Below are 25,882 nucleotides of genomic sequence, written 5' to 3' on the forward strand. Positions count from 1 at the left end.
GCGCTTTTTTTTGTTTCAGAATCAGCCAATTACTCTTTTTATTTTCGCGATGCGAATTAATCCTGTTTCAGGATGGCAATAAATAGATCTTCTGATGTTTCCTGTCATATACAAAAAACCAATGTAATCGCTTTCAGTCTTTTCTTTTTTCCCTGATTTTGCAATGACTTCCATGACAAAATCATCAGAGATAAGACTGTAACAAAACGACATAAATTATGTGCGCTTTGTCATAATCTTAAGCTTTGCCTCACGAAAAACATTGATAATTCGCGTCACGAAAAATAGTCTATCTACAGTGGTTTCGCGGCCTTTTTCACCGCCCCACATTTTGCAGTTTTATTTATTTTTTTAGCGAATGACCCCTGGTCTTCGCCTTTTAAAACGTCAAAGAGGATATGCACATGCGTACGTTTAGTGGCAAACGTAGTACGCTGGCGCTGGCTATTGCCGCCGTCACCGCGATGTCGGGCTGGGTTGTGGTTCCGCAGGCCAGCGCAGCAGGCTTTATCGATGATTCAACCTTAACCGGCGGTATCTATTACTGGCAGCGTGAGCGTGACCGTAAAGATGTGACCGACGGCGACAAATACAAAACCAACCTTTCTCACTCCACCTGGAACGCCAACCTGGACTTCCAGTCCGGCTATGCCGCCGATATGTTTGGCCTGGATATTGCCGCGTTTACGGCGATTGAAATGGCGGAAAACGGCGACAGCGGCCACCCGAACGAAATCGCCTTCTCGTCGCGTAACAAAGCCTATGACGAAGATTATTCCGGCGATAAGAGCGGCATCAGCCTGTATAAAGCGGCAGCGAAATTCAAATATGGTCCCGCGTGGGCACGCGCAGGTTATATCCAGCCAACCGGCCGGACTCTGCTGGCTCCGCACTGGAGCTTTATGCCTGGTACCTACCAGGGGGCGGAAGCCGGCGCCAACTTCGACTATGGCACCGCGGGCGCGTTAAGTTTCTCCTACATGTGGACGAACGAATATAAAGCGCCATGGCATATCGAGATGGACGATTTCTATCAGAACGACAAGAAAACCAAAGTCGATTATCTGCACTCCATCGGCGCTAAATATGATTTCAAAAATGACCTGGTGCTGGAAGCGGCGTTTGGTCAGGCTCAGGGCTATATCGATCAGTACTTTGCTAAAGCCAGCTACAAGTTTGACGTCGCCGGTGCACCGTTGAGCACCAGCTATCAGTTCTACGGCACCCGCGATAAGGTCAGCAATGGCGGGGTCAACGACATCTATGACGGCACCGCATGGCTGCAGGCATTAACCTTTGGCTATAAAGTGGCGGATGTGCTGGATCTGCGTCTGGAAGGGACCTGGGTGAAGGCCGATGGCCAGCAGGGCTACTTCCTGCAGCGTATGACGCCGACCTACGCCTCCTCCAACGGTCGTCTCGATATCTGGTGGGATAACCGCTCTGACTTTAACGCCAACGGCGAAAAAGCGGTCTTCTTCGGCGCGATGTATGACATGAAAAACTGGGACATGCCTGGCTGGGCGTTTGGCGCCTCTTATGTCTACGCCTGGGATGCGAAGCCGGGCAGAATGTCCTCTCCGGATGCGTACTACGATCCTGACTATCGCCTGAAAGAGTCGGCCTACAGCCTGGATGCGCTGTATACCGTGCAGGAAGGTCGGGCGAAGGGCACGCTGTTCAAACTGCACTTTACCCAGTACGACAACCATTCCGATATCCCGAGCTGGAGCGGTGGCTACGGCAACATCTTCCAGGATGAGCGCGATGTGAAGTTCATGGTTATCGCCCCGTTCACTATTTTCTGATACCTGCGCGGCGGGCGTGAGCCTGCCGCACCTCCGGGAGAACGACAATGAAAAAAATGCTGTTCATTGCCATGATGGCATCGGGTCTGGCGGGCTGTACCGCTTCGCCGGCACCCGAAGAAGATTCTAAACTCAGAAATGCCTATAGCGCCTGTATTAATACGGCGGAAGGGAATCCGGACAAGATTGAAGCGTGTCAGAGCGTACTGAATGTCCTGAAAGAGGATAAACAGCACCAGCAGTTTGCTAACCAGGAGAGCGTCCGGGTACTGGATTACCAGCAGTGTATTCAGGCCACCCGCACCGGTAACGATCAGGCGGTGAAAGCGCGTTGCGACCAGATCTGGAAGGAGATCCGCAGCAATAATACGACCCATTAATCCAGACGATAGCGGCAAACGGGCGGAGTCTCTCTCCGCCCGTTTGTTTTTTAGCGCTGGCTCTCTGCCGGTTGGTAGCTGCGGCTCAGACGCACGAACAGCAGGACGGTGGCGACAAACCCGCACAGCGCGGCGCACATTAGCCACCAGCCGGGCGCGCTTTTATCGCCGGTGAGCTCGACCAGGGCGGTAGAGATAGCCGGCGTCAGTCCGCCGAAGATCGCGGTGGCAAGGCTGAAGGCCAGCGAAAAGCCCACCGTGCGGACATACACCGGCATCACTTCGGTGAGCGCCGCCACCATCGCGCCGTTATACATGCCAAAAAAGAACGAGAACCACAGCAGGACCAGCGTCATACGCGTAAAATCGGGCGCGGCGGTGAGCCAGTGCATCACCGGCCAGGTGGTGAGCAGGGCCAGCACGGTAATGCCCATCAGCACCGGACGACGACCGATCCGATCAGAGATCGCCCTGCTGGCGAAGTTCCATATCAACTCTCCGGACAAAGCGGGGATGAGGAAAGTCACCCCAGGGGCGTGTGCGGGAAGGGTGCCAGAGGCGCCCATAAAAAAGCCAACCGGCAGGTTGGCTTTTCAGTCTCAGCGAAACGGGGAATTATTTTTCCACCGCGTCGTGGGCGTGTTCGTCCTCGCGGCAATCCCCTTCCGCACAGTGACCATACAGATATAAACTGTGGTTGGTCAGGCGGATGCCGTGGCGGGAGGCAATTTCACGCTGGCGTAATTCGATCGAGTCGTCGCTGAATTCGATCACTTTGCCGCAGTCGAGGCAGATCAGGTGATCGTGGTGATGCTGCTGGGTCAGTTCGAAAACGGATTTTCCGCCTTCGAAATTATGACGAGTCACGATGCCGGCGTCATCAAACTGGTTGAGGACGCGGTAAACGGTCGCCAGACCGATCTCTTCGCCCATGTCGATCAGGCGTTTATATAAGTCTTCCGCACTGACATGATGGTTATCCGGTTCCTGCAGCACTTCAAGGATTTTTAGTCGAGGAAGTGTGACTTTCAGGCCAGCCTTCTTTAATGCGGTATTGTTGTCAGTCATGCGGAATCTGTCCTGTTGCTAAACGATCTACTTCCTTCAACGGAAGTCATACAGAAATTAACCCGACGTAATGCGTCTCATTATAGAACTGCCACTGGTAAATGAAAACTGCAAGCATCAGGCCTGGTTTGCTGTCAAAAACGAGGCACCAGCTACAAACTGCGTCACGTGCCTCGTAGAATCAGAGGACATTGTACAGATATGTGATTAAAAGTTAAAAACTTGTAGCTATTAGTTTGATTGCTTTTGTCTATTAATGCGACGCAACTCAATAGTTACGCCGCTTAATCATCAGGCGTTTTTGATTTCTTCGAGGTGCAGCTCTTCGGCAACCTGCTTCACCCACTTCTCCACGCGCTCGTTGGTCAGCTCCGGCTGGCGGTCTTCATCGATGGCGAGGCCGACGAAGTGGTCGTCATCCGCCAGGCCTTTGGAAGCCTCAAAATGATACCCGGCCGTCGGCCAGTGACCGACGATGGTCGCGCCGCGTGGCTCAATGATGTCGCGGATGGTGCCCAGCGCGTCGCAGAAGTATTCTGCGTAGTCTTCCTGGTCGCCGCAGCCGAACAGCGCCACCAGTTTGCCATTAAAGTCGATCTCTTCCAGCGTCGGGAAGAAGTCGTCCCAGTCACACTGCGCTTCCCCGTAGTACCAGGTCGGGATGCCGAGCAGCAGGATGTCGTGGGCTTCCAGGTCTTCTTTGCTGCTTTTGGCAATGTCGTGAACATCAGCAACATCTTTACCAAGCTGCTTTTGAATCATTTTTGCAATATTTTCGGTGTTGCCGGTGTCGCTGCCAAAAAAGATGCCGATGATTGCCATGAGTAAAATAACCTCTTGAAACTTAAATGATGTGGTAGGGACGCGATGCCCATAGATAACGGCAATCATAGCAGAACAGGCAAGGGCGCGGAAACAGCAATCACGCCCGACTGCACACTCTGCTACATGAATGCGGGTTTTTCGCGGAAAGTTAGACTTTTCCCTGGCTGCGCAGGGCGGTTAATTGCGTCATCAGCATCTCTTCGATGAGATCGCTGCGGCTCATATTACGCGCTTCCGCCAGCTCGTTGAGCGCATCGACCGCATCCGCGTTGAGTTTTAACTCGACGCGCTTCAGCCCGCGCACTTTATCGCGTTTCAGCTGATTACGTTTGTTGATGCGCAGTTGTTCATCGCGCGACAGCGGATTGGTTTTCGGTCTTCCCGGGCGACGCTCGTTTGCGAACAAATCTAATGTCGTACGGTCCGTTTGTTCTTTTGCCATGATTCTGAGTGACTTCGGGGAAACAAGCAGCCGGGCTCTAGCCGGCGCAGATAGCGCGCCATCATACATCAGGCGAACGGCTGCGCCAACGACCGCGGGCATTCTGCGGCGCGGTCGGGCATATTTTAGCCAATCAGACGGCGATGCTCGTCAGGTAACGACGGATCGCGCGTAATACCGCCTCGGGTTTCTCGGCATGGACCCAGTGTCCGGCGCCGGCGATGACGTGGGCCCGCGCCTGCGGGAACTGGGCCAGCAGCGCTTCACGGTAGGCATCGGTCACATAGGGCGAGTTGCCGCCGGGAATAAACTGCGTTGGGTGTGGCCAGGCCGGAATAGTTTCCCAGCCGACGATATGCGGATACTGGTCCCACAGCACCGGCACGTTGAAGCGCCAGTCGCCGTCGACGAAGGATTTCAGCAGGAACTGAATTACCCCTTCCTCCTGCAGATGCTCGCGCATCACCTGCGCCGCCTGCTGGCGGGTGCTGGCGGCGGATTCGCTGACGGCGCGGATAGCGGCGAAGATCTCATCATGGCGGCGTACGTGATAATCCACCGGCGCGATATCGATCGCCACCAGTCCGCTGATGCGTTCCGGCGCCAGGGCGGTGAGCGCCATCACCGCTTTGCCGCCCATCGAATGGCCGATAAAGGTGGCGCGCTCAATCTGGTGCGCGTCGAGCGTATCGAGCAGATCCTGCGCCATGGCGGGGTAGGTCATCTCTGGCGACCGCGGCGATAATCCGTGGTTACGCATATCGACCTGCACAATATCGTGGTCGGCGATCAGGTCGCGGGCGAGGATGCCCAGGTTGTCCAGGCTGCCAAACAGACCGTGGACCAGCACGATCGGGGAGTGGTTGTGCGAATTCTGTGCAGATTGCGCTCGGCTATTTAATTTCATGGCAAAGTTCTTTTTTTCGCTCCGTCGGGTTAGGGTATTATGTTGGACATTCTGCCATCCGGCTGCAAGACCCAGAAGTTTTCTGAGTTTTACCGCCATCCTGGTTTGACGCTATCCGCCGTTGGGATTTGTACTTATAATCCCAACGATTTGTATTCAGAAAAGATATCGCACTGGATTAAGATGAAAACAATTGAAGTTGATGATGAACTCTATCGCTATATTGCCAGCCACACTCTGCATATCGGCGAGAGCGCATCCGACATTTTACGGCGCATGCTGAAATTTTCCGCCGTTTCCCAACCGGCTACACCGGTCAGCAAAGCCGCGCCGGCACTGGTGCCAGCGCCTGCCGTTGAGGTGAAAGCCGCTAACCCGGTGAAAGATAAAGTCCGCGCCATGCGCGAGCTGCTGTTATCTGATGAATACGCCGAGCAGAAGCGTGCGGTGAATCGTTTTATGCTGGTGTTGACGACCCTCTACTCCCTGGACAGTCAGGCATTTGCTGAGGCCACCGAGTCTCTGCATGGCCGCACGCGCGTCTACTTCGCGGAAGATGCGCGTACGCTGCTGAAAAGCGGCAACCAGACCAAACCGAAACAGGTTCCTGGTACCCCGTGGTGGGTTATCACCAATACCAATACCGGCCGTAAATGCAGCATGATCGAGCACATCATGCAGTCGATGCAGTTCCCTACGGAGCTGATTGAGAAGGTTTGCGGCACGATCTAGTTTTTTAACATTTGCACCAGAAGGATCAGGCAATGGCAATCGATAAACGTGCGGGGCAGCCTGCGCAACAGAGTGATTTGATTAACGTCGCCCAACTGACTGCTCAGTACTATGTGCTGAAGCCTGAAGTCGGTAATGCGGAGCATGCGGTAAAATTCGGTACCTCTGGCCATCGCGGTAGCGCGGCGCGCCACAACTTCAACGAACCGCATATCCTGGCCATCGCCCAGGCCATTGCGGAAGATCGTGCGAAGAACGGGATCACCGGGCCGTGCTATGTCGGCAAAGATACCCACGCCCTTTCCGAGCCGGCGTTTATCTCGGTGCTGGAAGTGTTAACCGCCAACGGTGTTGACGTGATCGTGCAGGAAAACAACGGTTTCACCCCGACGCCGGCGGTTTCCAACGCGATTCTGGTGCATAACAAAAAAGGCGGTCCGCTGGCGGACGGCATTGTGATCACCCCGTCACATAACCCGCCGGAAGATGGTGGTATCAAGTACAACCCGCCAAACGGCGGCCCGGCGGATACCAACGTCACCAAAGTGGTGGAAAACCGCGCCAACGAACTGCTGGCCGCGGGCCTGCAGGGCGTGAAACGCATTTCTCTGGACGCGGCGCTGGCTTCTGGCCACGTTAAAGAACAGGATCTGGTGCAGCCGTTCATCGAAGGCCTGGCGGATATCGTCGACATGGCGGCGATCCAGAAAGCCGGCCTGACGCTGGGCGTCGATCCGCTGGGCGGGTCCGGTATCGAATACTGGAAACGCATTGGCGAGCACTACAAGCTCAATCTGACCATTGTCAACGATCAGGTGGATCAGACCTTCCGCTTTATGCACCTCGATAAAGACGGCGCCATCCGTATGGACTGCTCCTCGGAGTGTGCGATGGCGGGCCTGCTGGCGCTGCGCGATAAGTTCGACCTGGCGTTTGCTAACGATCCGGATTACGACCGTCACGGGATTGTCACCCCGGCCGGGCTGATGAACCCGAACCACTACCTGGCGGTGGCGATTAACTACCTGTTCCAGCATCGTCCGCAGTGGGGCAAAGAGGTGGCAGTCGGTAAAACGCTGGTCTCCTCCGCGATGATTGACCGCGTGGTGAACGATCTGGGCCGCAAGCTGGTGGAAGTGCCGGTGGGCTTTAAGTGGTTCGTTGACGGCCTGTTCGACGGCAGCTTCGGCTTCGGCGGCGAAGAGAGCGCCGGGGCCTCCTTCCTGCGCTTCGACGGCACGCCGTGGTCGACCGATAAAGACGGCATCATCATGTGCCTGCTGGCGGCGGAAATCACCGCCGTCACCGGGAAAAACCCGCAGGAGCATTACAACGAGCTGGCGGAACGCTTCGGTGCGCCGAGCTATAACCGTCTGCAGGCTTCCGCGACCTCCGCGCAGAAAGCGGCGCTGTCCAAGCTCTCTCCGGAAATGGTCAGCGCCGATACGCTGGCGGGCGATCCGATCACTGCCCGTCTGACCGCGGCGCCGGGCAACGGGGCGGCGATTGGCGGTCTGAAGGTGATGACCGACAACGGCTGGTTCGCGGCGCGTCCGTCAGGCACCGAAGATGCCTACAAGATCTACTGCGAAAGCTTCCTCGGCGAAGAACATCGCAAGCTGATTGAAAAAGAAGCGGTAGAGATTGTCAGTGAAGTGCTGAAGAACGCGTAACTACGCACTACTCTCAGGCCCCTTGCGGGCCTGATTTTTTTCGCAAGGATAGCGATGAAAATACAACGGAAGTCCCTGTTTTTGTTCTGGGCGTGGATGGATCTCTTTTTCGTCCTGCAATTCTTATGGTGGAATATTTCCCACCGCCGTCTCCCTTTCTACGACGACATGCTGGCGTATCTTCAGCTGTTGCACACCTGGGGCTCCGCGGCGGTCTGGCTCTATCCGCTGAATGTTCTGCTGATTATCAGCATCCCGCTGTCGATGATCCTTTTTTTCCGCCAGAGCCGCTATGCGCTGTGGCTGGCCTGGGGGCAGGCGCCGCTCAGGCTGGTGTTTATGCAGCCTTCGCTGTCGCTGGGTCTGTGGCTGATTCAGGCTGCCGGCGTCAGGCATGTAGCGATCCTGGCCGGTTTTCTGCTGCTCTCTGAAGGGCTGAAAATCGCCAGCCTCTGGTACTGCAGAGGCGGGGCTCAGGGCATAAAGCGATAGCCAATGCCGGTTTCGGTCAGCAAATGCTGCGGCCGTGCCGGATCGACCTCCAGCTTTTGCCGCAGATGACCCATATAGATCCGCAGATAGTGGCTGTGCTCCACGGCGTTAGGCCCCCACACCTGATTCAGCAGCTGGCGCTGGGTAAGCACTTTGCCGGGATTATTCAACAGCGCCGCCAGCAGACGAAACTCGATAGGCGTCAGGTGGATCTCTTCGCTGCCGCGCAGAATGCGGCGGGCGGGGATATTGACCTCCAGGTCGGCGAAGCGCACCACCGGCTCATCGGCCTGCGCCGCGCCGTGGCGACGCAGCGCGACGCGCAGGCGGGCCTGCAGCTCGCCGATGCCAAAGGGTTTACTTAAGTAGTCATCGGCGCCGGCATCCAGGGCGGCGATTTTGTCATGCTCTTCGCTACGCGCTGACAGGACGATAATCGGTATCTGACTCCACTGACGCAGGTCGCGAATAAAATCGATGCCGTCACCATCCGGCAGGCCCAGATCGAGGATCGCGAGGTCGGGCTTACGGGTGGCGGCTTCAATGAGACCACGCTGCAGGGTTTCCGCTTCAAATACGCGCATGCCGTCGGCTTCCAGCGCGGTGCGCAGAAAGCGACGGATAGCGTGTTCATCTTCGATAATCAGAACGTTAATCACAATTCCTCAGGTAACTCTTCCAGTTCAGGGGGCGCTTCTCCCGGGAGTGTAACACGGAAAGAGGCACCGCCCTCGGGCCGGTTGCTGGCGGAAATGGTCCCGCCGTGGACGTCGACGATGGCCTGACAGATGGCAAGGCCCAGCCCGACGCCGGGGATCGCCGACTCTTTGTTGCCGCGGGCGAATTTATCAAAGATAGCCTGTTCCTGGCCCGCCGGGATCCCCGGACCGTTGTCCCAGACCTCCAGCGACAGCTGCCTGGCGTCCGCTTCGGCGCGGATACCGATGTCTGCCCGGCCCCCGGCATACTTATGGGCATTTTCCAGCAGGTTGATCAGCACCCGCTCGAACAGCGGCCCGTCGACATGCACCAGCTGGAGGGGATCGGGGAGATCGAGCTGAATGTGCTGGCCGCCGAGGCTCGGTTCGAGCATGCGCAGCGCGCTGCCGATCACTTCCTCCAGCGTCAGCCACTCTTTATGCAGATTAAAGCCGCCGGACTGGATCCGCGCCATATCCAGCAGGTTGTTTACCAGCCGGGTGGTGTTGAGCACATGCTGGCGAATTTCGGCGGCCTGCGGGGCATGTTTCGAGCCCTCGCTGGCCAGGTCGAGGGTCAGGATTTCCGCCTGGCCAAACAGCACGGTCAGCGGAGTACGCAGATCGTGGGACAGGGCGGCGAGCAGCGAGTTACGCAGGCTTTCGCGCTCGCTGGTCAGCCGGGCCTGCTCTTCGCTGGCGGTCAGGGTGAGGCGCTCCAGCGCGCTGGCCACCAGCAGGGTGAAGGTCTCCAGCAGCCGCTGCTGCTCCGGGATCATCAGCTGGCGCAGATTCTCTGGCTCCACCACCAATAGCCCCCAGGTTCGGGTGGCGCTCTTCAGCGGTAAAATCTGGTACGGCACCCCGGGCAGGGTATCGGTGCCGGCGCCGGCAGGTTGGCCCTTATCAAAGCTCCAGCGGGCGATGGCGTCATCCCATGGGGTCAGCCCAGGCTGATGGGTTAAGGGCAGCAGTTTTCCCTGGGCGTCCGGCAGCAGCAGCTGGCTGCGGGCCTGAAAGGTAGAGGCGATAAACCGCTCGCTGGTGGTGGCGATATCCTGCTGGCTGCGACCCACCGCCAGCGCTTTAGACATCTCATACAGGTGGCGGGTACGGCGTTCACGGTAGCGCGCCACCCGCGCCTGGTAGCGCACGCCGGCGGTGAGGTTACCGATAAGCAGACCCACGGTGAGCATCACGCCGAAGGTGAGCAGATACTGGACATCCGACACCGCCAGCGTCCCGCGCGGGGCGACAAAAAAGAGATCGAAGCTGATAACGTTGATCACCGTCGCCAGCACCGACGGCCAGCGGCCATAGACCAGGGCGATGATTACCACTCCCAGCAGATAGAGCATCACCAGATTGGCGGCTTCGAAGGCCATCAACCACTGCATGGCTACCAGGGTAATGATGGCGCATAGCGCCACCGCCACCGCGCAGCCCTGCAGCTGCAGGCGCCACTTCTCCAGCGCTGTACGGCTGTCGTTGGCCCGCGCAGGGAGAGGGGACGGTTTTTCATCGAGGGCGATCACCACCAGATCGAGGTCCGGCGCATGGCGAGCCAGACGGTCGGCGAAACCGCTGCGATCCCACCAGCGGCGCTTGCGCTGGCGGCCGATGACGATTTTGCCGAGGTTATGCTCGCGGGCGTAATGGAGGACCGCTTTCTCTTCCGACGGATCGGAGAGGGTGGCGGTTTCGGCGCCCAGCTCCTGGGCCAGACGCAGCGCGGCGAGAATAGCCCGTCGCCGGGCTTCCGGCAGCCGGTGCAGGGAAGGGGTCTCGACGTACACCGCATGCCAGACGCTGCCCAGGCGGGCGGCGAGCCGGGCGGCGGCGCGCACCAGCTTTTCGCTGCCGGTGTTGTGCCCGATACAGAGCAGGATCGCATCGCGGGTGTGCCAGACTTTCTCCTGGCCCTGACGGTCGCGCCAGGCGCGCATCTGCTCATCGACGCGATCGGCGGTGCGGCGCAGGGCCAGTTCGCGCAGCGCAATCAGATTGCCCTTGCGGAAAAAATTTTCGATAGCGCGCTCGGCCTGGCCGCCGATATAGACTTTGCCCTCATTGAGCCGCTGGCGCAGATCGTCCGGGGGGAGGTCCACCAGCACCACGTCGTCCGCGGCGTCAAAGAAGGGGTCGGGGACGGTCTCCCGCACCTGCACGCCGGTGATCCCGCTGACGACGTCATTCAGGCTTTCCAGATGCTGGACGTTAACGGTGGTAAAGACATCAATCCCGGCCTCCAGCAGTTCATCCACGTCCTGCCAGCGCTTTGGGTGGCGGGAGCCGGGCGCGTTGCTGTGCGCCAGCTCATCCACCAGAATCAGCGCCGGACGGCGGGCGAGGGCGGCGTCGAGATCGAACTCATAGACGTACCGCCCGCGATGAGCGAGCCGCCGCGGCGGCAGGGTGCTCAGGCCCTCCAGCATCGCGGCGGTCTCTTTTCGGCCGTGGGTCTCCGCCACGCCAATCAGAATATCCAGCCCCTGGGCGCGCAGCCGCTGCGCTTCCGCCAGCATCGCCCAGGTTTTCCCCACTCCGGCACAGGCGCCGAAGAACACTTTCAGTTTGCCGCGATGCGGGGCGGCGGTGTGCTGCAGCAGGCGGTCAGGGTCCGGGCGCAGCGGCTCGTCACTCATTTACTTATCCTTCAGGGCATCCAGCGCCATATTGAGTTGCAGTATATTCACCACCGGCTGGCCAAGGAAGCTCAGCAGCGGCGTTTCTGTGGCCTGATTCACCAGCTGGGTTACCTGCTCAACGCTCAGCTGGCGCGCTTTGGCCACCCGGGGGACCTGCCACAGCGCGGCGGCCGGAGTCAGGTTGTTATCGAGACCGCTTGCCGAGGTGGTGACCAGCTCGACCGGCACCCGCGGGTCGGCGTCCGGGTTGGCGGCGCGCAGAGCCTGCACGCGCTCGCTCACCGCGTTATCCAGCGCCGGGTTGCTGGCGGCGAGATTGCTGCCGCCCGAGGCCATGGGATTATCCGCCGTCTCAGCGGTGGCCGACGGGCGGCCCTGGAAATAGCCTGCGGCAGTAAAGTTCTGACCAATCAGCGCCGAGCCGCGCACTTCACCGTTCAGGCGGATCAGCGAGCCGTTAGCCTGCGGGTTAAACCACCATTGTCCCAGGCTGGTGGTAAGCAGAGGATAGACGCCGCCGGTGAGCAGCGTTAACAGAACAAATAGCACAAGTGCTGGACGAATCAATGACATCGTTTTTTCCTCACACCAGACCGCTCAGGGTCAGCAGCAGGTCAATGGCTTTAATACCGATAAAGGGCACCAGCAGACCGCCGAGGCCGTAGATCCACAGGTTGCGGCGCAGCATCGCCGAGGCGGAGAGCGGACGGTAACTCACGCCTTTCAGGGCCAGCGGGATCAGGAAGACGATGATCAGCGCGTTGAAGATAACGGCGCTGAGGATCGCCGATGACGGCGAATGCAGGCCCATCACGTTCAGCATGGCCAGCTGAGGATAGACCGCGGCAAACGCCGCCGGAATAATGGCGAAATATTTCGCCACGTCGTTGGCAATACTGAAGGTGGTCAGCGAGCCGCGCGTCATTAACATCTGTTTGCCGATATGGACCACCTCAATCAGCTTGGTGGGGTTGGAATCCAGGTCGACCATGTTGCCCGCTTCCTTCGCCGCCTGGGTGCCGGAGTTCATGGCTACCGCCACGTCGGCCTGAGCCAGCGCGGGCGCATCGTTGGTGCCGTCGCCGGTCATCGCCACCAGCCGACCTTCCGACTGATACTGGCGGATCAAGGCCAGCTTGGCTTCCGGCGTCGCTTCGGCGAGGAAATCATCGACGCCGGCCTCGGCGGCGATCGCCGCGGCGGTCAGGCGGTTATCGCCGGTGATCATCACCGTTTTAATGCCCATTTTGCGCAGCTGGGCGAAACGTTCTTTGATGCCGCCTTTGACGATATCTTTGAGCGCAATAATCCCCAGCACCTTTTCGCCTTCGGCGACCACCAGCGGCGTGGCCCCCTGGCGAGCGACCTCTTCCACCTGTTTATCGACATCGGCAGGGAAGTGGCCGCCGTTGGCCTCCACGTGGCGGCGAATGGCGTCCACCGACCCTTTGCGGATCATGCGCTGATCGATATTGATGCCGCTCATCCTCGTTTGCGCGGTAAAGGGGACAAAGGTGGCGTGCAGCGACTGCAGATCGCGTTCGCGCAGGTTAAAGCGCTGTTTCGCCAGCACCACGATGCTGCGCCCCTCAGGGGTTTCATCCGCCAGCGAGGAGAGCTGGGCGGCGTCGGCGAGGGTTCGCTCTTCCACGCCGCGCGCCGGCAGGAAGGCGGAGGCCTGGCGGTTGCCGAGGGTAATGGTCCCGGTTTTATCCAGCAGCAGAACATCGACGTCGCCAGCGGCTTCCACCGCACGGCCGCTGGTGGCGATCACGTTGGCGCCGAGCATACGGCTCATCCCGGCGACGCCGATGGCCGACAGCAGCCCGCCGATGGTGGTCGGGATCAGGCACACCAGCAGGGCGACCAGTACGGTAACGCTGACCGCATTGCCGCTCCACGCCGAGAAGGGCCAGATGGTGGCGGTGGCCAGCAGGAACACCAGCGTCAGGGCGATCAGCAGGATCGTCAGGGCGATCTCGTTCGGCGTTTTACGGCGCTGGGCGCCTTCCACCATGGCGATCATCCGGTCGAGGAAGGTTTCTCCCGGGTTCACGCTGCAGCGGATCACCAGCCAGTCGGAGAGAATGCGTGTCCCGCCGGTCACCGAGGCGAAATCGCCACCGGATTCACGGATCACCGGGGCAGACTCGCCGGTAATGGCGCTTTCGTCCACCGAGGCGCCGCCTTCGATGACTTCGCCATCGCAGGGGATAATATCCCCGGCTTCCACCAGCACCACGTCGCCTTTGCGCAGGTCTTCCGCCGGCACGTGGTCGACCGGTGCGTCATGCTGCGGGGCGCGCAGTTTGCGGGCGAACGCCGTTTTTTTCACCCCTTTCAGGCTGTTGGCCTGGGCTTTGCTGCGGCCTTCCGCCATCGCTTCGGCAAAGTTAGCGAACAGCACGGTAAACCACAGCCAGATACTGACGGCGGCGGTAAAGGTGGCGCTACCGGTCAGGGCACCGCCCGCCATGGCGATGGCCAGCAGGGTGGTTAACAGGCTGCCGACCCAGACGATAAACATCACCGGATTGCGCCATTGCACCATCGGGCTGAGTTTTTTCACGGCATCCAGCAGCGCCTGGCGCACCAGCGTCGGCTCCAGCAGGGCTAATTGTTTGCGACTCATAACAGGGTGCTCCGCATCGCTCAAAGTAAGGAAAAGTATTCAGCCAGCGGGCCAAGCGCCAGCGCAGGAATAAAGGTCAGGGCGCCCACCAGCAGTACGGTGCCGATCAGCAAACCGATAAACAGGGCGTCGTGAGTGGCGAGGGTACCGGGGCTGGCCGGCTGTATTTTCTTCGCCACCAGCGAGCCGGCGATGGCCATCACCGGAATGATGACGGCGAAGCGGCCGACCAGCATGCAGAACGCCAGCAGCAGGTTCCAGAACGGCGTCGCCGCACCCAGGCCAGCGAAGGCGCTGCCGTTGTTATTGGCCGCCGAGGTGACGGCGTACAGCACTTCGCTAAAGCCGTGCGGCCCGGGGTTGAACATCCCGGCGCGACCGGCGTCGGTCATCATCGCCAGCGCCGTGCCGAGCAGCACCAGCGTCGGGGTGACCAGAATGGCGAGGGCGATCATTTTCATTTCCCGGACATCGATTTTCTTCCCGAGGTACTCCGGGGTGCGGCCGACCATCAGCCCGGCGATAAATACCGCCAGCATGACGAACAGCAGCATGCCGTACAGGCCCGAGCCGACGCCGCCGAACACCACTTCGCCAATCTGCATCAGCCACATCGGCACCATGCCGCCCAGCGCGGTGAAGGAGTCATGCATGGCGTTGACCGCGCCGCAGGAGGCGGCGGTGGTGATCACCGCGAACAGACTGCTGGCGAGAATACCGAAGCGACTCTCTTTACCTTCCATATTCAGGCTACTGTCAGCGCCCAGCGTCAGCAGGTGGGGGTTGCCGCGAGTTTCCGCCCACATCACCACGGCGACGCAAAGGATAAAGATCAGCGTCATTGCCCACAGGATGGCGCGTCCCTGACGGCGATCGCTCACCACCTCGCCGAAGGCGAAGCACAGCGCCGCCGGGATAAGGAAGATCGCCAGCATCTGCACGATATTGGTCAGCGCGGTTGGGTTTTCAAACGGGTGAGCGGAGTTGGCGTTAAAGAAACCGCCGCCGTTGGTGCCCAGCAGCTTAATCGCTTCCTGCGAGGCGACAGGCCCCATCGGCAACAGCTGGTGCGCCCCTTCGAGGGTGGTAAAGGGCTGGTAGGCCAGCAGATTCTGCGGCACACCCTGCTGAATAAAGAACAGGGCCACCAGCAGGGAGAGCGGCAGCAGGAGCCACAGGGTAATGCGCGTCAGGTCGACCCAGGCATTGCCAAGGGTGGACATTTTCTGCCGGGCGAAGGCGCGGGTCAGGGCGAAGACCACGGCGATCCCGGTGGCGGCAGAGAGGAAATTCTGCACCGTCAGGCCGACCATCTGGCTGAGATAGCTCATGGTGCTTTCGCCGGCGTAAGCCTGCCAGTTGGTATTGCTGACAAAGCTGACCGCGGTATTGAGCGCCAGATCCCATGACAGCCCCGGCAGGTGCTGCGGGTTAAACGGCAGCACGCCCTGCAGCATCAGCAGGGCGAACAGGACCAGGCCGCCGAGGGCGTTAAACAGCAGGATCGCCAGCAAATACTGCAGCCAGCCCATCTCCTCGGCGCGGATCCCGGCCACGCGCCACAGGACGCGCTCGACGCCGGCCAGGCCGGGAAGCGGGATATCGTTCACCATCCTCGCCAGACACGCCCCCAGCGGGCGCGCCAGCACCAGCAATACCAGCAGATAGCTGGCTAATAATAAAAATCCCTGGGCAGCCATCAGAATGCCTCCGCATGTATCAAGGCATAAACCAGATAAGCCAGTAACAGGAACACCAGCCCAACGCCAGTGAGTACGCCTGCAGTCACAATCCACCTCCGGGTGTCTTTTTGATTTACCAGGAGAATAGAAATTACGGCGCAAAGATTTCGCAAAAATCCGCGGGCGCGGTGTAAAAAAAGTATAAAAATGACAAAGGCACAAATTAACTGATGGTTAGTATTAATTTAACTTTTTTGTAACTAATTTACGCGATGAATGTAAATTAAGTATAAATACGTGCTTTTTAGTGGTCGGATGAGTAGTAAAATTACAACCAACACGGTACTATTTTGCTCAGACAAACAAGTTAATTTTACCGGCGCTGCTTGCCGGCCTGATAAAGGGGAGAGAAATGATGGCGTTGTACAAAGCTTATCCTGCTCATATTATTTTGCTGCGTCGTGCTTTCGCCGTCGTGGCTGGCGTCGTGGCGCTGCCGGTGATGCTGTTCTGGAAAGATCGCGCCCGCTACTACAGCTGGCTGCACCGGGTATGGTCGAAAACCAGCGAGCAGCCGGTATGGATGGCGCAGGCGGAAAAAGCCGCTCACGATTTTTATTAATCGTCCTGCTGCGAAGAACATAAGAAAACCGCCGGGTTGCCCCCGGCGGTTTTTTTTCGTCGCTTGTCTACACTCGTTTTCATGCGCCGCAACGGAATTGGCAGGTGCTTATTTTGCCGGAGCGCGCTATTTTTGCCGGCTTATATCATGAGATGAGTTTTGCTGACGGATAATGAGGAGTGATATGGCCACCCATCTGGTCTGGTTACGCACGGATTTACGCATTCACGATAACCTGGCGCTGGCCGCCGCCTGCCGCGATCCGCAGGCGCAGGTGCTGGCGCTGTTTATCGCCACCCCGGGGCAGTGGCGTGAGCATTACCTGGCGCCGCGGCAGGCCGCGTTTATCGCCAGCCATTTGCACAGTCTGCACGCCGCGCTGGCGGAACGGGGCATACCGCTGTGGGTCGAAGAGGCGAATGATTTTACCACCAGCGTCGAGCTGCTGGCCCATTTCTGCCAGCAGCATCAGGTCAGTCACCTGTTCTACAACTATCAGTACGAATTCAATGAACGCCAGCGCGATGCGGCCGTTGAGAACACCTTGCGCGACGTGATTTGCCAGGGATTTGACGACAGCGTCCTGTTGCCGCCCGGCAGCGTACTGACCGGCGGCGGCGAAATGTATAAAGTCTTCACCCCGTTTAAGAATGCGTTTATTCGCCGTCTGCGGGACGGGTTGCCGGCGTGCGTGGCGGCCCCGAAGGCGCGCCAGACGCCAGCCCGCCAGGCGCCGCCGGTGCCTGAGCTTAACTACCCGCAAACGCCGTTTGATGGGCTGCTGTTTGCCGCGGATGAAAAAACGGCGCTGGCCCGTCTGCGCGCGTTTTGTCAGCAACCGGCGGCGGATTATGAGGAGCAGCGCGATCTCCCCGCCGTGGAAGGGACCAGTCGTCTGTCGCCCTGCCTCGCCACCGGGGTGCTGTCGCCGCGCCAGTGCCTGCATCGTCTGCTGGCGGAGCACCCGAACGCGCTGGACGGCGGGGCCGGCGCCACCTGGCTTAATGAGCTGATCTGGCGCGAGTTTTACCGCCATCTGATGGTTTACTATCCGAAACTCTGTAAAGGACGCCCGTTTATCGCGTGGACCGATAAGGTCGCCTGGCGTGAAGATGAGGCCGCCCTGCAGGCCTGGCAGCGCGGGGAGACCGGCTTTCCGATTGTCGATGCCGCGATGCGCCAGCTTAACGCCACCGGCTGGATGCATAACCGGCTGCGTATGATTGTCGCCAGTTTCCTGACGAAGGATCTGCGCCTCGACTGGCGGGCAGGGGAGCGTTATTTCATGAGCCAACTGATTGATGGCGACCTGGCGGCGAACAACGGTGGCTGGCAGTGGGCAGCCTCGACCGGCACCGACGCCGCGCCCTATTTCCGCATTTTTAATCCCACCACCCAGGGCGAGAAGTTTGATAAGCAGGGGGTGTTTATGCGTCGCTGGCTGCCTGAGCTGGCAAAGGTGCCGGAGAAGGCGCTGCATCAGCCGTGGGTGTGGGCGGATAAACAAGGGATCAAACTGGATTATCCGCGCCCGATGGTCGATCACAAACAGGCGCGGCAGGAGACGCTGGCGGCCTGGGAGGCCGCCAGAAAGGGGATTACTCCACCGCCAGACGGCGGGTCCTGACCTTCAGCGAGTGATACAGCCAGATGACCAGCACCACGCCGACGCAGGCCAGCGCGCCCCAGGTGATCTGGCTGAAGACCTTGATGTAGGCGTCAATGGAGTAGTTCACCGCCCCGGCGGCGTCGAATGACGCCTGCGAGGTCTGGTCGGCGATGACGCCGGCCAGATAGTTGGCGATGGCCCCGGAGAGCAGCATATAGATACCGGTCAGCACCCCGGTGACCCCCGGGATCTCAATGCGGGTGATTTGCGACATCGCGACCGGATCGATAAACAGTTCGGCAAAGCCCATCACCGCCAGCCCCAGCACCATCAGCGGCATGGACGACTGGCCATAGGCCGCCGACCAGCGGGCGCTAAGGGTCAGAATGCAGAACCCGGCGCTCATCAGGCCCAGACCGAGGGCGAATTTCCCCCAGATGCGTACGGTGCGATTGCCACCCACGCTCTCTTTCACCAGCCACGCCAGCACCATCCCACAGAGCATTACCGCGAAGGCGTTGACCGACTGGAACATGGCGGTGGGAACTTCATAGCTCATGATATGGCGGTTAACGAAGCGGTCGATATACAGGCTGATGGAGCTGCCGCCCTGCTGGGCGAAGGCCCAGAACAGCAGGCTAAACGCGGTGAGGACGACGATCAGCCGCAGATCCTTGCGCTGCTTATCGGTCTCGGCGCGCAGGTAGATCCGCGCCAGTACCACCAGGCCAATCGCGGTCGCCACGATCAGGGCATACACCGACCACTCCTGCCAGAACAGCACCGCAATCAGCAGCGGGGCGGTGACCAGCAGCACCAGCAGCCAGCCCCAGTTTGGTAGCAGAACACGGCGCGCGCACAACGCCTGGCGGTTGACGCCGGCGGTATGCCGGAAGTGACGGTTGCCGCAGAGGAAAATCACCAGCCCCGCAATCATGCCGATGGCCGCGAGGGCAAAGCCCATCGCCCAGCTATACTCTTCCTGTACGTAGCCGCAGGCGATCGGCGCGATAATCGAGCCGATATTGCCCGCGGCATACATCAGCGAGAAGCCGCCATCGCGACGCGGATCGGCGGGTTCGTAGAGTTCGCCCAGCAGACAGCTGACGTTGGATTTAAACAGCCCGTAGCCGCAGACGATGATCGCCAGCGACAGGTAGAGGAAGATAGGAGCCGCTTCGCTGGCCCCGAGCACCAGATGGCCAATGGCCATCAGCAGCGCGCCGAGCATCACCGCCATCCGGTTGCCTAACAGCTTATCGGCCAGATAGCCGCCGAGGATCGGCGTGACATAGACCAGCGAACAGTAGGCGCTGAACAGGGCATAGGCGTGGTTATCGTCATATTTGAGCTGATTGGTGAGATAGAGGATCAGCAGGGCGCGCATGCCGTAGAAGCTAAAATACTCCCAGATCTGCAGCGCCACGACGTAGTAAATCGCCCGCGGCTGCGATGATGTTGTCTTCATATGAAGTGTGGTTCCTGGCGTAAAGCGAAAGTCGATCGTTCTGCATGAATAGCGATGTATTAGTCATATTCATGGCTTGAGGGGCTTTCTGGTTATTTAATATGCTTTATAAGTGCATAAATATACATGAATGCGCGACGGTATGAATAGACAAATTGCGGGATTCGCTAAAAAGTCATGGTCAGCGGCGGTAGCGGACTATCGACGACCCGAATGGATATGGTTATGTTATGCCTTTGTATACCCTGATTATCTGCTGGAGTGGCGATGAAAAATAGCGAACTGGAACAACTGATTAACGACAAGCTCAATAGTGCGGCCATCAGTGATTTCGCCCCTAACGGTCTGCAGGTGGAAGGACGCGACACGATACACAAGATCGTCACCGGGGTGACGGCCAGCCAGGCGCTGCTGGATGAGGCCGTTCGGCTGCAGGCGGATGCGGTGATTGTTCATCATGGCTATTTCTGGAAAAACGAATCGCCAGTGATCCGCGGCATGAAGCGCCGCCGCCTGAAAACTCTGCTGGCCAACGATATCAATCTTTACGGCTGGCACCTGCCATTGGATGCCCACCCGGAGCTGGGCAATAACGCGCAGCTGGCGCATCTGCTGGGGATTAATGTGCTGGGTGAAATCGAACCGCTGGTGCCGTGGGGCGAACTGTCGATGCCGGTTTCCGGCCTCGAACTGGCCTCGTGGATCGAAGCCCGGCTGGGGCGTAAGCCGCTGTGGTGCGGCGATACCGGGCCGGATACCGTCAGCCGCGTCGCCTGGTGTACCGGCGGTGGCCAGAGCTTTATCGACGCCGCGGCGCGCTTCGGGGTGGATGCGTTTATCACCGGCGAGGTGTCAGAACAAACCATTCACTCTGCCCGCGAGCAGGGGCTGCATTTTTATGCCGCCGGCCACCACGCCACCGAGCGGGGCGGCATTCGCGCCCTCAGCGAATGGCTGACGGAAACGACCGACCTGGATATTACCTTTATTGATATTCCTAACCCTGCCTGACGGGAGAGAAAAAAGTGCAGCGAGCGCGTTGTTATTTGTTAGGAGAAACGGCCGTCGTGCTGGAGCTGGAGCCGCCGGTCACGCTCGAGAGCCAGCAACGGATCTGGGGATTGGCCCAGCGGCTGTCTCACCACGAAGCGGTGGTTGACGCCATTCCCGGCATGAACAATATCACCGTGGTGCTCCGCCGCCCTCAGGAGATGGCATGGGAGGCGATAGACCGTCTGCAGCGCTGGTGGGAGGAGAGCCTCGCACTGGAGCCGGAGTCGAGATCATTGACCATCCCGGTGGTGTACGGCGGCGAAGCCGGGCCGGACCTCGGGGTGGTGGCGCAGCACAGCGGCCTGAGTGAAAAACAGGTTGTGGAGCTGCATGCCTCGGTGGAATACCTGGTCTGGTTTATTGGTTTTCAGCCGGGATTCCCCTACCTGGGCGGGCTGCCGCCGGCGCTGGCGACCCCGCGTCGCGCCGAACCGCGCGTGCGGGTCCCGGCCGGATCGGTGGGCATTGGCGGCGCGCAAACCGGCATCTATCCGCTGGCGACGCCCGGCGGCTGGCAGCTGCTGGGGCGGACCGCGTTGACGCTGTTTGACCCGGCGCGTAAGGAGCCTGCGCTGTTGCGCGTGGGCGATAAAATTCGCTTTGTGCCGCAAAAGGAGGGGGTATGTTAACCCTGATCCGCGCCGGTCTGTACACCTCGGTACAGGACGGTGGACGAGAAGGCCTGCGTCAGTCTGGCATCAGCCGCTGCGGCGCTCTGGATTATCCCTCGCTGGTGATTGCCAATCTGCTGGTTGGCAACGAGGCGAACGCCGCCGGGCTGGAGATTACCCTCGGTCAGGTGGAGATCGAATTTGCCCGCAGCGGCTGGTTCGCGCTGACCGGCGCCGCCTGCGAAGCGACGCTGGACGGCAAAGCGGTCTGGGTGGGCTGGCGCACCGCCTACCGGGCCGGGCAACGGTTGGTGCTGAAAACGCCGCAGCATGGCATTCGTAGCTATCTGGCGGTGGCGGGCGGGGTCGCGGTCCCGGTGGTGCTTGGCTCGCGCAGCACGGATCTTAAGGCGGGGATTGGCGGTCTGGAAGGACGCCGCCTGCAGGATGGCGACCAACTGAAGCTCGGGAAAGCCGCTCGGCGCTTTACCACCTCGCGCGGTGTCAAGCAGCTGCCGCTGGGCAACCGCATTCGCGCGCTGCCGGGCCCGGAGTATCATGAGTTTGATGCGGCCTCGCAGGCGTCGTTCTGGCGCTCCCCCTGGCAGCTCAGTCCGCAGAGCAATCGCATGGGCTACCGCCTGCAGGGGCAGCCGTTGAAACGGATCACCGATCGCGAGATGCTGTCGCACGGTCTGCTGCCGGGCGTAGTGCAGGTGCCGCATAACGGCCAGCCCATCGTCCTGATGAACGATGCGCAAACCACCGGCGGCTATCCGCGCATCGCCTGCATTATTGAGTCCGATATGTACCAGCTGGCGCAGATCCCGCTGGGGCAGCCGATCCACTTCGTCGCCTGTTCGCTGGAGGAGGCCCTGAAGGCGCGGGCCGATCGTCAACGTTATCTTGAACAACTGGCCTGGAGACTCCACGATGATGATTGATCTCAATGCCGATCTCGGGGAAGGCGGGGCGAATGATAGCGCGCTCCTCCAGCTGGTCTCGTCGGCAAATATCGCCTGCGGCTTTCACGCCGGCGACGCCGGGCTGATGGTGCAGAGCGTACGCGAGGCGCTGAAGTACGGCGTAGCGGTCGGCGCCCATCCAGGGTATGCCGACCGGGAAAATTTCGGCCGCACAGCGATGGATCTGCCGCCGGAAACGGTCTATGCCCAGACGCTGTATCAGATTGGCGCCCTGGCGGCGATCGTTCAGGCGCAGGGCGGTGAGCTGCAGCACGTGAAGCCGCACGGCATGCTGTATAACCAGGCGGCCAAATCACCGCCGCTGGCGGACGCGATTGCCCGCGCGATCCGTGATGTGAATCCGAAACTGGTGCTGGTGGGGCTGGCGGGCAGCGAACTGGTCCGCGCCGGGCAGCACTATGGTCTGACGACGCGCCAGGAGGTGTTTGCCGATCGCGGCTACCTGGCCGACGGTAGCCTGGTGCCGCGCAGCCAACCCGGGGCGCTGATTGACAGCGAAGAGCAGGCTCTGGCGCAAACTCTCGAGATGGTGCAACACCACCGGGTGCGTAGCGTCAGCGGCGAATGGGCGAACGTGGTGGCGCAGACGGTGTGTCTGCATGGCGATGGCCCACACGCGCTGGATTTTGCCCGCCGTCTGCGGGCGGCCTTTGCCGGGCGCCATATTCAGGTCAGCGCTCAGCTGGACGCAGAAATATGACAATCTGACTGACCGCGAAGGAGAGGATGATGGCGGGAGTACTGATAACCGGGTTTGAACCCTTCGACGGCGAGACGGTGAACCCTTCCTGGGAAGTGGTGCAGCAGCTGGACGGGACGATGATTGCCGGTCAGACGGTGATCGCCCGCCAGCTTCCCTGTGTGTTTGGCGAGGCGCTGTCGGTGCTCTATACGGCGATAAACGCGCTGCAGCCAAAGCTGGTTATCGCCGTGGGGCAGGCTGGCGGTCGCGTCGATATCAGCCTCGAACGTGTGGCTATCAACGTCGATGATGCGCGTATTCCTGATAATCAAGGCCAGCAGCCGGTCGACACGCCGATCGTCGCCGGCGGGCCGGCGGCGTGGTTCAGCACTTTGCCGATCAAAGCGATTGTCAGCGCGCTGCGCGATCGCGGGATCCCGGCGTCGGTGTCGCAAACCGCCGGCACCTTCGTCTGCAATCACGTCATGTACGGCCTGCTGCACAGGCTGCAGGGGCAGACTGAGGTGCGGGGCGGCTTTATCCATATTCCCTGGCTACCGGCGCAGGCGGCGGCCCATCCCGGCGAGCCGAGCATGGCGACCGCCACTGTGCGTGAGGCGCTGGAAACGGCCATTGCCGTGGCGCTGCGTCAGCCGGTAGATAGCAAACTGGGTGGCGGTGCTACCCACTAACAAAAGGATGACAGTATGCCGGAAGGTCCGGAGATCCGCCGTGCGGCGGACAAACTGGAGGCGGCAATCAAAGACGAACCCTTAACTGACGTCTGGTTCGCCTTTCCCCAGTTGCAACCCTACCAAACCTCGCTGACGGGTCAGCGGGTGACGCGTATCGATACCCGGGGGAAAGCCCTGCTGACCCGCTTCTCCGGCGGACTGACCCTGTACAGTCATAATCAGCTGTACGGCGTCTGGCGCGTGGTTGATGCCGGTGAACAGCCCACTTCCAACCGCGTGCTGCGCGTCAGGCTGCAGACGGCGAGGAAGGCGATTTTGCTCTACAGCGCGTCAGATATTGAGATGCTCACGGCGGAGCAGGTTGCCCATCACCCGTTCTTACTGCGCGTGGGACCGGATGTGCTGGATATGACGTTAACCGCGGAGGCGGTGAAAGCGCGGCTGCTGTCGGCCAAATTCCGCCATCGTCAGTTTTCCGGCCTGCTACTCGATCAGGCCTTTCTGGCCGGGCTCGGTAACTATCTGCGGGTGGAAATTCTCTGGCAGGTGGGATTAAGCGGGAAGCGTAAAGCTGCTGAACTGAGCGACAGCCAGCTGGATGCGCTGGCGCACGCGCTGCTGGCTATCCCGCGGCTTTCTTATCACACCCGCGGCCTGGTGGATGACAACAAGCATCACGGCGCGCTGTTCCGCTTTAAGGTCTTCCATCGTGCCGGGGAACGCTGCGAGCGCTGCGGGGGGATAATTGAAAAGACAACGCTCTCCTCGCGGCCGTTTTACTGGTGCCCGCGATGCCAGCATTAAGCCAGTTTCAGACAGATAAAAAAAACGCGCCAACAGGCGCGTTTTTGTCATCCGGACCGCAAGATTAACGCTTAATGTCGGACTGGTAATCGCGTTTGGCGTAGCCGGTGTACAGCTGACGCGGACGGGCGATTTTCATGCCATCGCTGTGCATTTCGTTCCAGTGCGCAATCCAGCCCACGGTACGCGCCATGGCGAAGATAACGGTAAACATGGAGGACGGAATACCCATCGCTTTCAGGATAATACCCGAGTAGAAGTCGACGTTCGGGTACAGTTTCTTCTCAATGAAGTACGGGTCGTTCAGCGCGATATGCTCCAGCTCCATGGCCACCTGCAGCAGGTCGTCTTTGGTGCCCAGTTCTTTCAGCACTTCGTGGCAGGTTTCACGCATCACGGTGGCGCGCGGGTCGTAGTTCTTGTACACGCGATGGCCGAAGCCCATCAGGCGGAAAGAGTCATTCTTGTCTTTCGCACGACGAACAAATTCCGGAATGTGCTCAACGGAGCTGATCTCTTCCAGCATTTTCAGCGCCGCTTCGTTGGCACCGCCGTGTGCCGGTCCCCACAGGGAGGCGATGCCCGCAGCGATACAGGCGAACGGGTTCGCGCCGGAGGAGCCCGCGGTACGGACCGTCGAGGTCGACGCGTTCTGCTCGTGATCGGCATGCAGGATCAGAATACGATCCATGGCGCGCTCAAGCACCGGATTGACTTCATACTCTTCGCACGGCGTGGCGAACATCATGCGCAGGAAGTTGCCGGCGTAGGAGAGGTCGTTGCGCGGATAAACAAACGGCTGACCGATAGAATACTTGTAACACATGGCTGCCATGGTTGGCATTTTGGACAGCAGACGATAGGCGGCAATCTCGCGGTGACGTGGGTTATTGACGTCGAGAGAGTCATGATAGAACGCCGCCAGGGCGCCGGTGATCCCGCACATAACGGCCATCGGGTGAGAATCGCGACGGAACGCATGGAACAGACGGGTGATCTGCTCATGAATCATGGTGTGACGGGTGACGGTGGTTTTAAATTCGTCATATTCGGCCTGGGTCGGTTTTTCACCGTACAGCAAAATATAACAAACTTCGAGATAGTTAGATTCGGTCGCTAACTGGTCGATCGGGAAACCGCGGTGCAGCAGGATCCCCTCGTCACCATCGATAAACGTAATTTTAGATTCACAAGAAGCCGTTGATGTGAAACCTGGGTCAAAAGTAAATACGCCTTTTGAACCAAGACTACGAATATCAATAACATCCTGACCGAGCGTGCCTTTTAGCACATCCAGTTCAATAGCAGTGTCACCACCCAGGGTGATTTTTGCTTTAGCATCAGACATTTATGGTCTCCTTAGCG

At 59.6% G+C, this 25,882-nt stretch carries 27 protein-coding genes; 13 read left to right on the top strand and 14 right to left on the bottom strand.

All coding sequences use genetic code 11. The features are described from left to right. Positions 1–21: 21 nt before the first annotated feature. Positions 22–174 (bottom strand): hypothetical protein, encoded by a 153-nt coding sequence (locus ACKLKD_RS06090; protein WP_410476992.1) that lies wholly within the window; start codon positions 172–174, stop codon positions 22–24. Positions 175–404: 230 nt separating this feature from the next. Between ACKLKD_RS06090 and chiP the strand changes: the two genes are divergently transcribed. After that, positions 405–1,808 carry a chitoporin ChiP gene (gene chiP / locus ACKLKD_RS06095; RefSeq protein WP_087806416.1) on the top strand — a complete coding sequence of 468 codons (1,404 nt, stop codon included), beginning with the start codon at positions 405–407 and terminating at the stop codon, positions 1,806–1,808. 47 nt (positions 1,809–1,855) lie between these two features. Beyond that, on the top strand, positions 1,856–2,188 hold the full coding sequence (gene chiQ / locus ACKLKD_RS06100) for a ChiQ/YbfN family lipoprotein (RefSeq protein ID WP_025711839.1): 333 nt from the start codon (positions 1,856–1,858) through the stop codon (positions 2,186–2,188). Between the two features lie 50 nt (positions 2,189–2,238). Here the strand turns inward: chiQ and ACKLKD_RS06105 are convergent, their stop codons facing one another. The 5 genes from ACKLKD_RS06105 to ybfF form a co-directional block, all read right to left on the bottom strand. Then, positions 2,239–2,682 (bottom strand): citrate transporter CitA domain protein, encoded by a 444-nt coding sequence (locus tag ACKLKD_RS06105; protein ID WP_165931828.1) that lies wholly within the window; start codon positions 2,680–2,682, stop codon positions 2,239–2,241. A 121-nt stretch (positions 2,683–2,803) separates the two neighbouring features. Next, positions 2,804–3,256 (bottom strand): ferric iron uptake transcriptional regulator, encoded by a 453-nt coding sequence (fur, locus tag ACKLKD_RS06110; RefSeq protein WP_002894761.1) that lies wholly within the window; start codon positions 3,254–3,256, stop codon positions 2,804–2,806. Positions 3,257–3,547: 291 nt separating this feature from the next. Continuing rightward, the gene (fldA, locus tag ACKLKD_RS06115) at positions 3,548–4,078 is read right to left on the bottom strand and encodes a flavodoxin FldA (RefSeq protein ID WP_002894765.1); all 531 of its coding nucleotides are present in this window, start codon (positions 4,076–4,078) and stop codon (positions 3,548–3,550) included. A 151-nt stretch (positions 4,079–4,229) separates the two neighbouring features. Continuing rightward, a complete protein-coding gene (ybfE, locus tag ACKLKD_RS06120) occupies positions 4,230–4,523 on the bottom strand; it encodes a LexA regulated protein (RefSeq protein WP_002894767.1) in 294 nt (97 codons plus the stop codon). Between the two features lie 133 nt (positions 4,524–4,656). Continuing rightward, positions 4,657–5,430, bottom strand: coding sequence for an esterase (gene ybfF, locus ACKLKD_RS06125; RefSeq protein WP_025711833.1), 774 nt, complete (start codon positions 5,428–5,430; stop codon positions 4,657–4,659). A 183-nt stretch (positions 5,431–5,613) separates the two neighbouring features. On the opposite strand from ybfF, the gene seqA reads away from it, so the two are divergent. The 3 genes from seqA to ACKLKD_RS06140 are packed head-to-tail and all read left to right on the top strand — an operon-like array spanning position 5,614 to position 8,327. Next, positions 5,614–6,162 carry a replication initiation negative regulator SeqA gene (seqA, locus tag ACKLKD_RS06130; protein WP_025711831.1) on the top strand — a complete coding sequence of 183 codons (549 nt, stop codon included), beginning with the start codon at positions 5,614–5,616 and terminating at the stop codon, positions 6,160–6,162. Between the two features lie 32 nt (positions 6,163–6,194). Next, entirely contained in the window at positions 6,195–7,835 is a 1,641-nt protein-coding gene (gene pgm / locus ACKLKD_RS06135) for a phosphoglucomutase (alpha-D-glucose-1,6-bisphosphate-dependent) (RefSeq protein ID WP_002894773.1), read from the top strand. A 54-nt stretch (positions 7,836–7,889) separates the two neighbouring features. Then, positions 7,890–8,327, top strand: coding sequence for a hypothetical protein (locus tag ACKLKD_RS06140; protein WP_025711829.1), 438 nt, complete (start codon positions 7,890–7,892; stop codon positions 8,325–8,327). On the opposite strand, the gene kdpE is transcribed toward ACKLKD_RS06140, so the two are convergent. The 6 genes from kdpE to kdpF are packed head-to-tail and all read right to left on the bottom strand — an operon-like array spanning position 8,309 to position 16,094. Further along, on the bottom strand, positions 8,309–8,986 hold the full coding sequence (gene kdpE / locus ACKLKD_RS06145) for a two-component system response regulator KdpE (RefSeq protein WP_025711828.1): 678 nt from the start codon (positions 8,984–8,986) through the stop codon (positions 8,309–8,311). The genes ACKLKD_RS06140 and kdpE overlap by 19 nt on opposite strands. Beyond that, positions 8,983–11,670 (bottom strand): two-component system sensor histidine kinase KdpD, encoded by a 2,688-nt coding sequence (gene kdpD, locus ACKLKD_RS06150; RefSeq protein ID WP_087806412.1) that lies wholly within the window; start codon positions 11,668–11,670, stop codon positions 8,983–8,985. Before kdpD ends, kdpE begins: the two co-directional genes overlap by 4 nt. Further along, positions 11,671–12,246, bottom strand: a complete 576-nt coding sequence (kdpC, locus tag ACKLKD_RS06155; protein WP_025711826.1) for a potassium-transporting ATPase subunit KdpC — start codon at positions 12,244–12,246, stop codon at positions 11,671–11,673. Between the two features lie 10 nt (positions 12,247–12,256). After that, positions 12,257–14,305, bottom strand: a complete 2,049-nt coding sequence (kdpB, locus tag ACKLKD_RS06160; RefSeq protein ID WP_004147607.1) for a potassium-transporting ATPase subunit KdpB — start codon at positions 14,303–14,305, stop codon at positions 12,257–12,259. 20 nt (positions 14,306–14,325) lie between these two features. Continuing rightward, a complete protein-coding gene (gene kdpA, locus ACKLKD_RS06165) occupies positions 14,326–16,005 on the bottom strand; it encodes a potassium-transporting ATPase subunit KdpA (RefSeq protein WP_080897276.1) in 1,680 nt (559 codons plus the stop codon). Next, a complete protein-coding gene (gene kdpF / locus ACKLKD_RS06170) occupies positions 16,005–16,094 on the bottom strand; it encodes a K(+)-transporting ATPase subunit F (RefSeq protein ID WP_020323459.1) in 90 nt (29 codons plus the stop codon). Before kdpF ends, kdpA begins: the two co-directional genes overlap by 1 nt. A 305-nt stretch (positions 16,095–16,399) precedes the next feature. Between kdpF and ACKLKD_RS06175 the strand changes: the two genes are divergently transcribed. Both ACKLKD_RS06175 and phrB read left to right on the top strand, forming a co-directional pair. Further along, complete coding sequence (locus ACKLKD_RS06175) at positions 16,400–16,609, top strand: DUF2517 family protein (RefSeq protein ID WP_025711824.1); 210 nt, start codon at positions 16,400–16,402, stop codon at positions 16,607–16,609. Between the two features lie 184 nt (positions 16,610–16,793). After that, a complete protein-coding gene (phrB, locus tag ACKLKD_RS06180; protein WP_087806410.1) occupies positions 16,794–18,236 on the top strand; it encodes a deoxyribodipyrimidine photo-lyase in 1,443 nt (480 codons plus the stop codon). On the opposite strand, the gene dtpD is transcribed toward phrB, so the two are convergent. Then, complete coding sequence (dtpD, locus tag ACKLKD_RS06185) at positions 18,208–19,686, bottom strand: dipeptide permease DtpD (protein WP_025711822.1); 1,479 nt, start codon at positions 19,684–19,686, stop codon at positions 18,208–18,210. The two genes, phrB and dtpD, sit on opposite strands and share 29 nt — an antisense overlap. 267 nt (positions 19,687–19,953) lie before the next feature. Between dtpD and ACKLKD_RS06190 the strand changes: the two genes are divergently transcribed. Genes ACKLKD_RS06190 through nei form a run of 6 tightly spaced genes read left to right on the top strand, consistent with a single transcriptional unit; the run spans position 19,954 to position 24,517 of the window. Beyond that, the gene (locus ACKLKD_RS06190) at positions 19,954–20,697 is read left to right on the top strand and encodes a type 2 GTP cyclohydrolase I (protein WP_025711821.1); all 744 of its coding nucleotides are present in this window, start codon (positions 19,954–19,956) and stop codon (positions 20,695–20,697) included. Between the two features lie 14 nt (positions 20,698–20,711). Next, positions 20,712–21,368: a 5-oxoprolinase subunit PxpB gene (gene pxpB / locus ACKLKD_RS06195; RefSeq protein WP_025711820.1), complete on the top strand. Its 657-nt coding sequence runs from the start codon at positions 20,712–20,714 to the stop codon at positions 21,366–21,368. Then, positions 21,362–22,294, top strand: coding sequence for a 5-oxoprolinase subunit PxpC (gene pxpC, locus ACKLKD_RS06200; protein WP_025711819.1), 933 nt, complete (start codon positions 21,362–21,364; stop codon positions 22,292–22,294). Before pxpB ends, pxpC begins: the two co-directional genes overlap by 7 nt. Further along, entirely contained in the window at positions 22,284–23,036 is a 753-nt protein-coding gene (gene pxpA / locus ACKLKD_RS06205) for a 5-oxoprolinase subunit PxpA (protein WP_025711818.1), read from the top strand. Before pxpC ends, pxpA begins: the two co-directional genes overlap by 11 nt. 29 nt (positions 23,037–23,065) lie before the next feature. Continuing rightward, entirely contained in the window at positions 23,066–23,710 is a 645-nt protein-coding gene (pcp, locus tag ACKLKD_RS06210; RefSeq protein ID WP_025711817.1) for a pyroglutamyl-peptidase I, read from the top strand. Positions 23,711–23,725: 15 nt separating this feature from the next. Continuing rightward, positions 23,726–24,517 (top strand): endonuclease VIII, encoded by a 792-nt coding sequence (nei, locus tag ACKLKD_RS06215; protein ID WP_080924567.1) that lies wholly within the window; start codon positions 23,726–23,728, stop codon positions 24,515–24,517. 64 nt (positions 24,518–24,581) lie between these two features. Here nei and gltA read toward each other — a convergent pair whose 3' ends face one another. Further along, a complete protein-coding gene (gltA, locus tag ACKLKD_RS06220) occupies positions 24,582–25,865 on the bottom strand; it encodes a citrate synthase (RefSeq protein ID WP_025711815.1) in 1,284 nt (427 codons plus the stop codon). Positions 25,866–25,882: the final 17 nt, after the last annotated feature.

It is taken from the genome of Klebsiella sp. 10982 (assembly GCF_048589245.1).
GTDB classification, from domain to species: Bacteria; Pseudomonadota; Gammaproteobacteria; order Enterobacterales; family Enterobacteriaceae; genus Klebsiella; species Klebsiella quasivariicola.

Coding starts and splice junctions, on each gene's coding strand:
- ACKLKD_RS06090 (WP_410476992.1), bottom strand. CDS start 174: ATGGAAGTCATTGCAAAATCAGGGAAAAAAGAAAAGACTGAAAGCGAT.
- chiP (WP_087806416.1), top strand. CDS start 405: ATGCGTACGTTTAGTGGCAAACGTAGTACGCTGGCGCTGGCTATTGCC.
- chiQ (WP_025711839.1), top strand. CDS start 1,856: ATGAAAAAAATGCTGTTCATTGCCATGATGGCATCGGGTCTGGCGGGC.
- fur (WP_002894761.1), bottom strand. CDS start 3,256: ATGACTGACAACAATACCGCATTAAAGAAGGCTGGCCTGAAAGTCACA.
- fldA (WP_002894765.1), bottom strand. CDS start 4,078: ATGGCAATCATCGGCATCTTTTTTGGCAGCGACACCGGCAACACCGAA.
- ybfE (WP_002894767.1), bottom strand. CDS start 4,523: ATGGCAAAAGAACAAACGGACCGTACGACATTAGATTTGTTCGCAAAC.
- ybfF (WP_025711833.1), bottom strand. CDS start 5,430: ATGAAATTAAATAGCCGAGCGCAATCTGCACAGAATTCGCACAACCAC.
- seqA (WP_025711831.1), top strand. CDS start 5,614: ATGAAAACAATTGAAGTTGATGATGAACTCTATCGCTATATTGCCAGC.
- pgm (WP_002894773.1), top strand. CDS start 6,195: ATGGCAATCGATAAACGTGCGGGGCAGCCTGCGCAACAGAGTGATTTG.
- ACKLKD_RS06140 (WP_025711829.1), top strand. CDS start 7,890: ATGAAAATACAACGGAAGTCCCTGTTTTTGTTCTGGGCGTGGATGGAT.
- kdpD (WP_087806412.1), bottom strand. CDS start 11,670: ATGAGTGACGAGCCGCTGCGCCCGGACCCTGACCGCCTGCTGCAGCAC.
- kdpC (WP_025711826.1), bottom strand. CDS start 12,246: ATGTCATTGATTCGTCCAGCACTTGTGCTATTTGTTCTGTTAACGCTG.
- kdpB (WP_004147607.1), bottom strand. CDS start 14,305: ATGAGTCGCAAACAATTAGCCCTGCTGGAGCCGACGCTGGTGCGCCAG.
- kdpA (WP_080897276.1), bottom strand. CDS start 16,005: ATGGCTGCCCAGGGATTTTTATTATTAGCCAGCTATCTGCTGGTATTG.
- ACKLKD_RS06175 (WP_025711824.1), top strand. CDS start 16,400: ATGATGGCGTTGTACAAAGCTTATCCTGCTCATATTATTTTGCTGCGT.
- phrB (WP_087806410.1), top strand. CDS start 16,794: ATGGCCACCCATCTGGTCTGGTTACGCACGGATTTACGCATTCACGAT.
- dtpD (WP_025711822.1), bottom strand. CDS start 19,686: ATGAAGACAACATCATCGCAGCCGCGGGCGATTTACTACGTCGTGGCG.
- ACKLKD_RS06190 (WP_025711821.1), top strand. CDS start 19,954: ATGAAAAATAGCGAACTGGAACAACTGATTAACGACAAGCTCAATAGT.
- pxpC (WP_025711819.1), top strand. CDS start 21,362: ATGTTAACCCTGATCCGCGCCGGTCTGTACACCTCGGTACAGGACGGT.
- pxpA (WP_025711818.1), top strand. CDS start 22,284: ATGATGATTGATCTCAATGCCGATCTCGGGGAAGGCGGGGCGAATGAT.
- pcp (WP_025711817.1), top strand. CDS start 23,066: ATGGCGGGAGTACTGATAACCGGGTTTGAACCCTTCGACGGCGAGACG.
- nei (WP_080924567.1), top strand. CDS start 23,726: ATGCCGGAAGGTCCGGAGATCCGCCGTGCGGCGGACAAACTGGAGGCG.
- gltA (WP_025711815.1), bottom strand. CDS start 25,865: ATGTCTGATGCTAAAGCAAAAATCACCCTGGGTGGTGACACTGCTATT.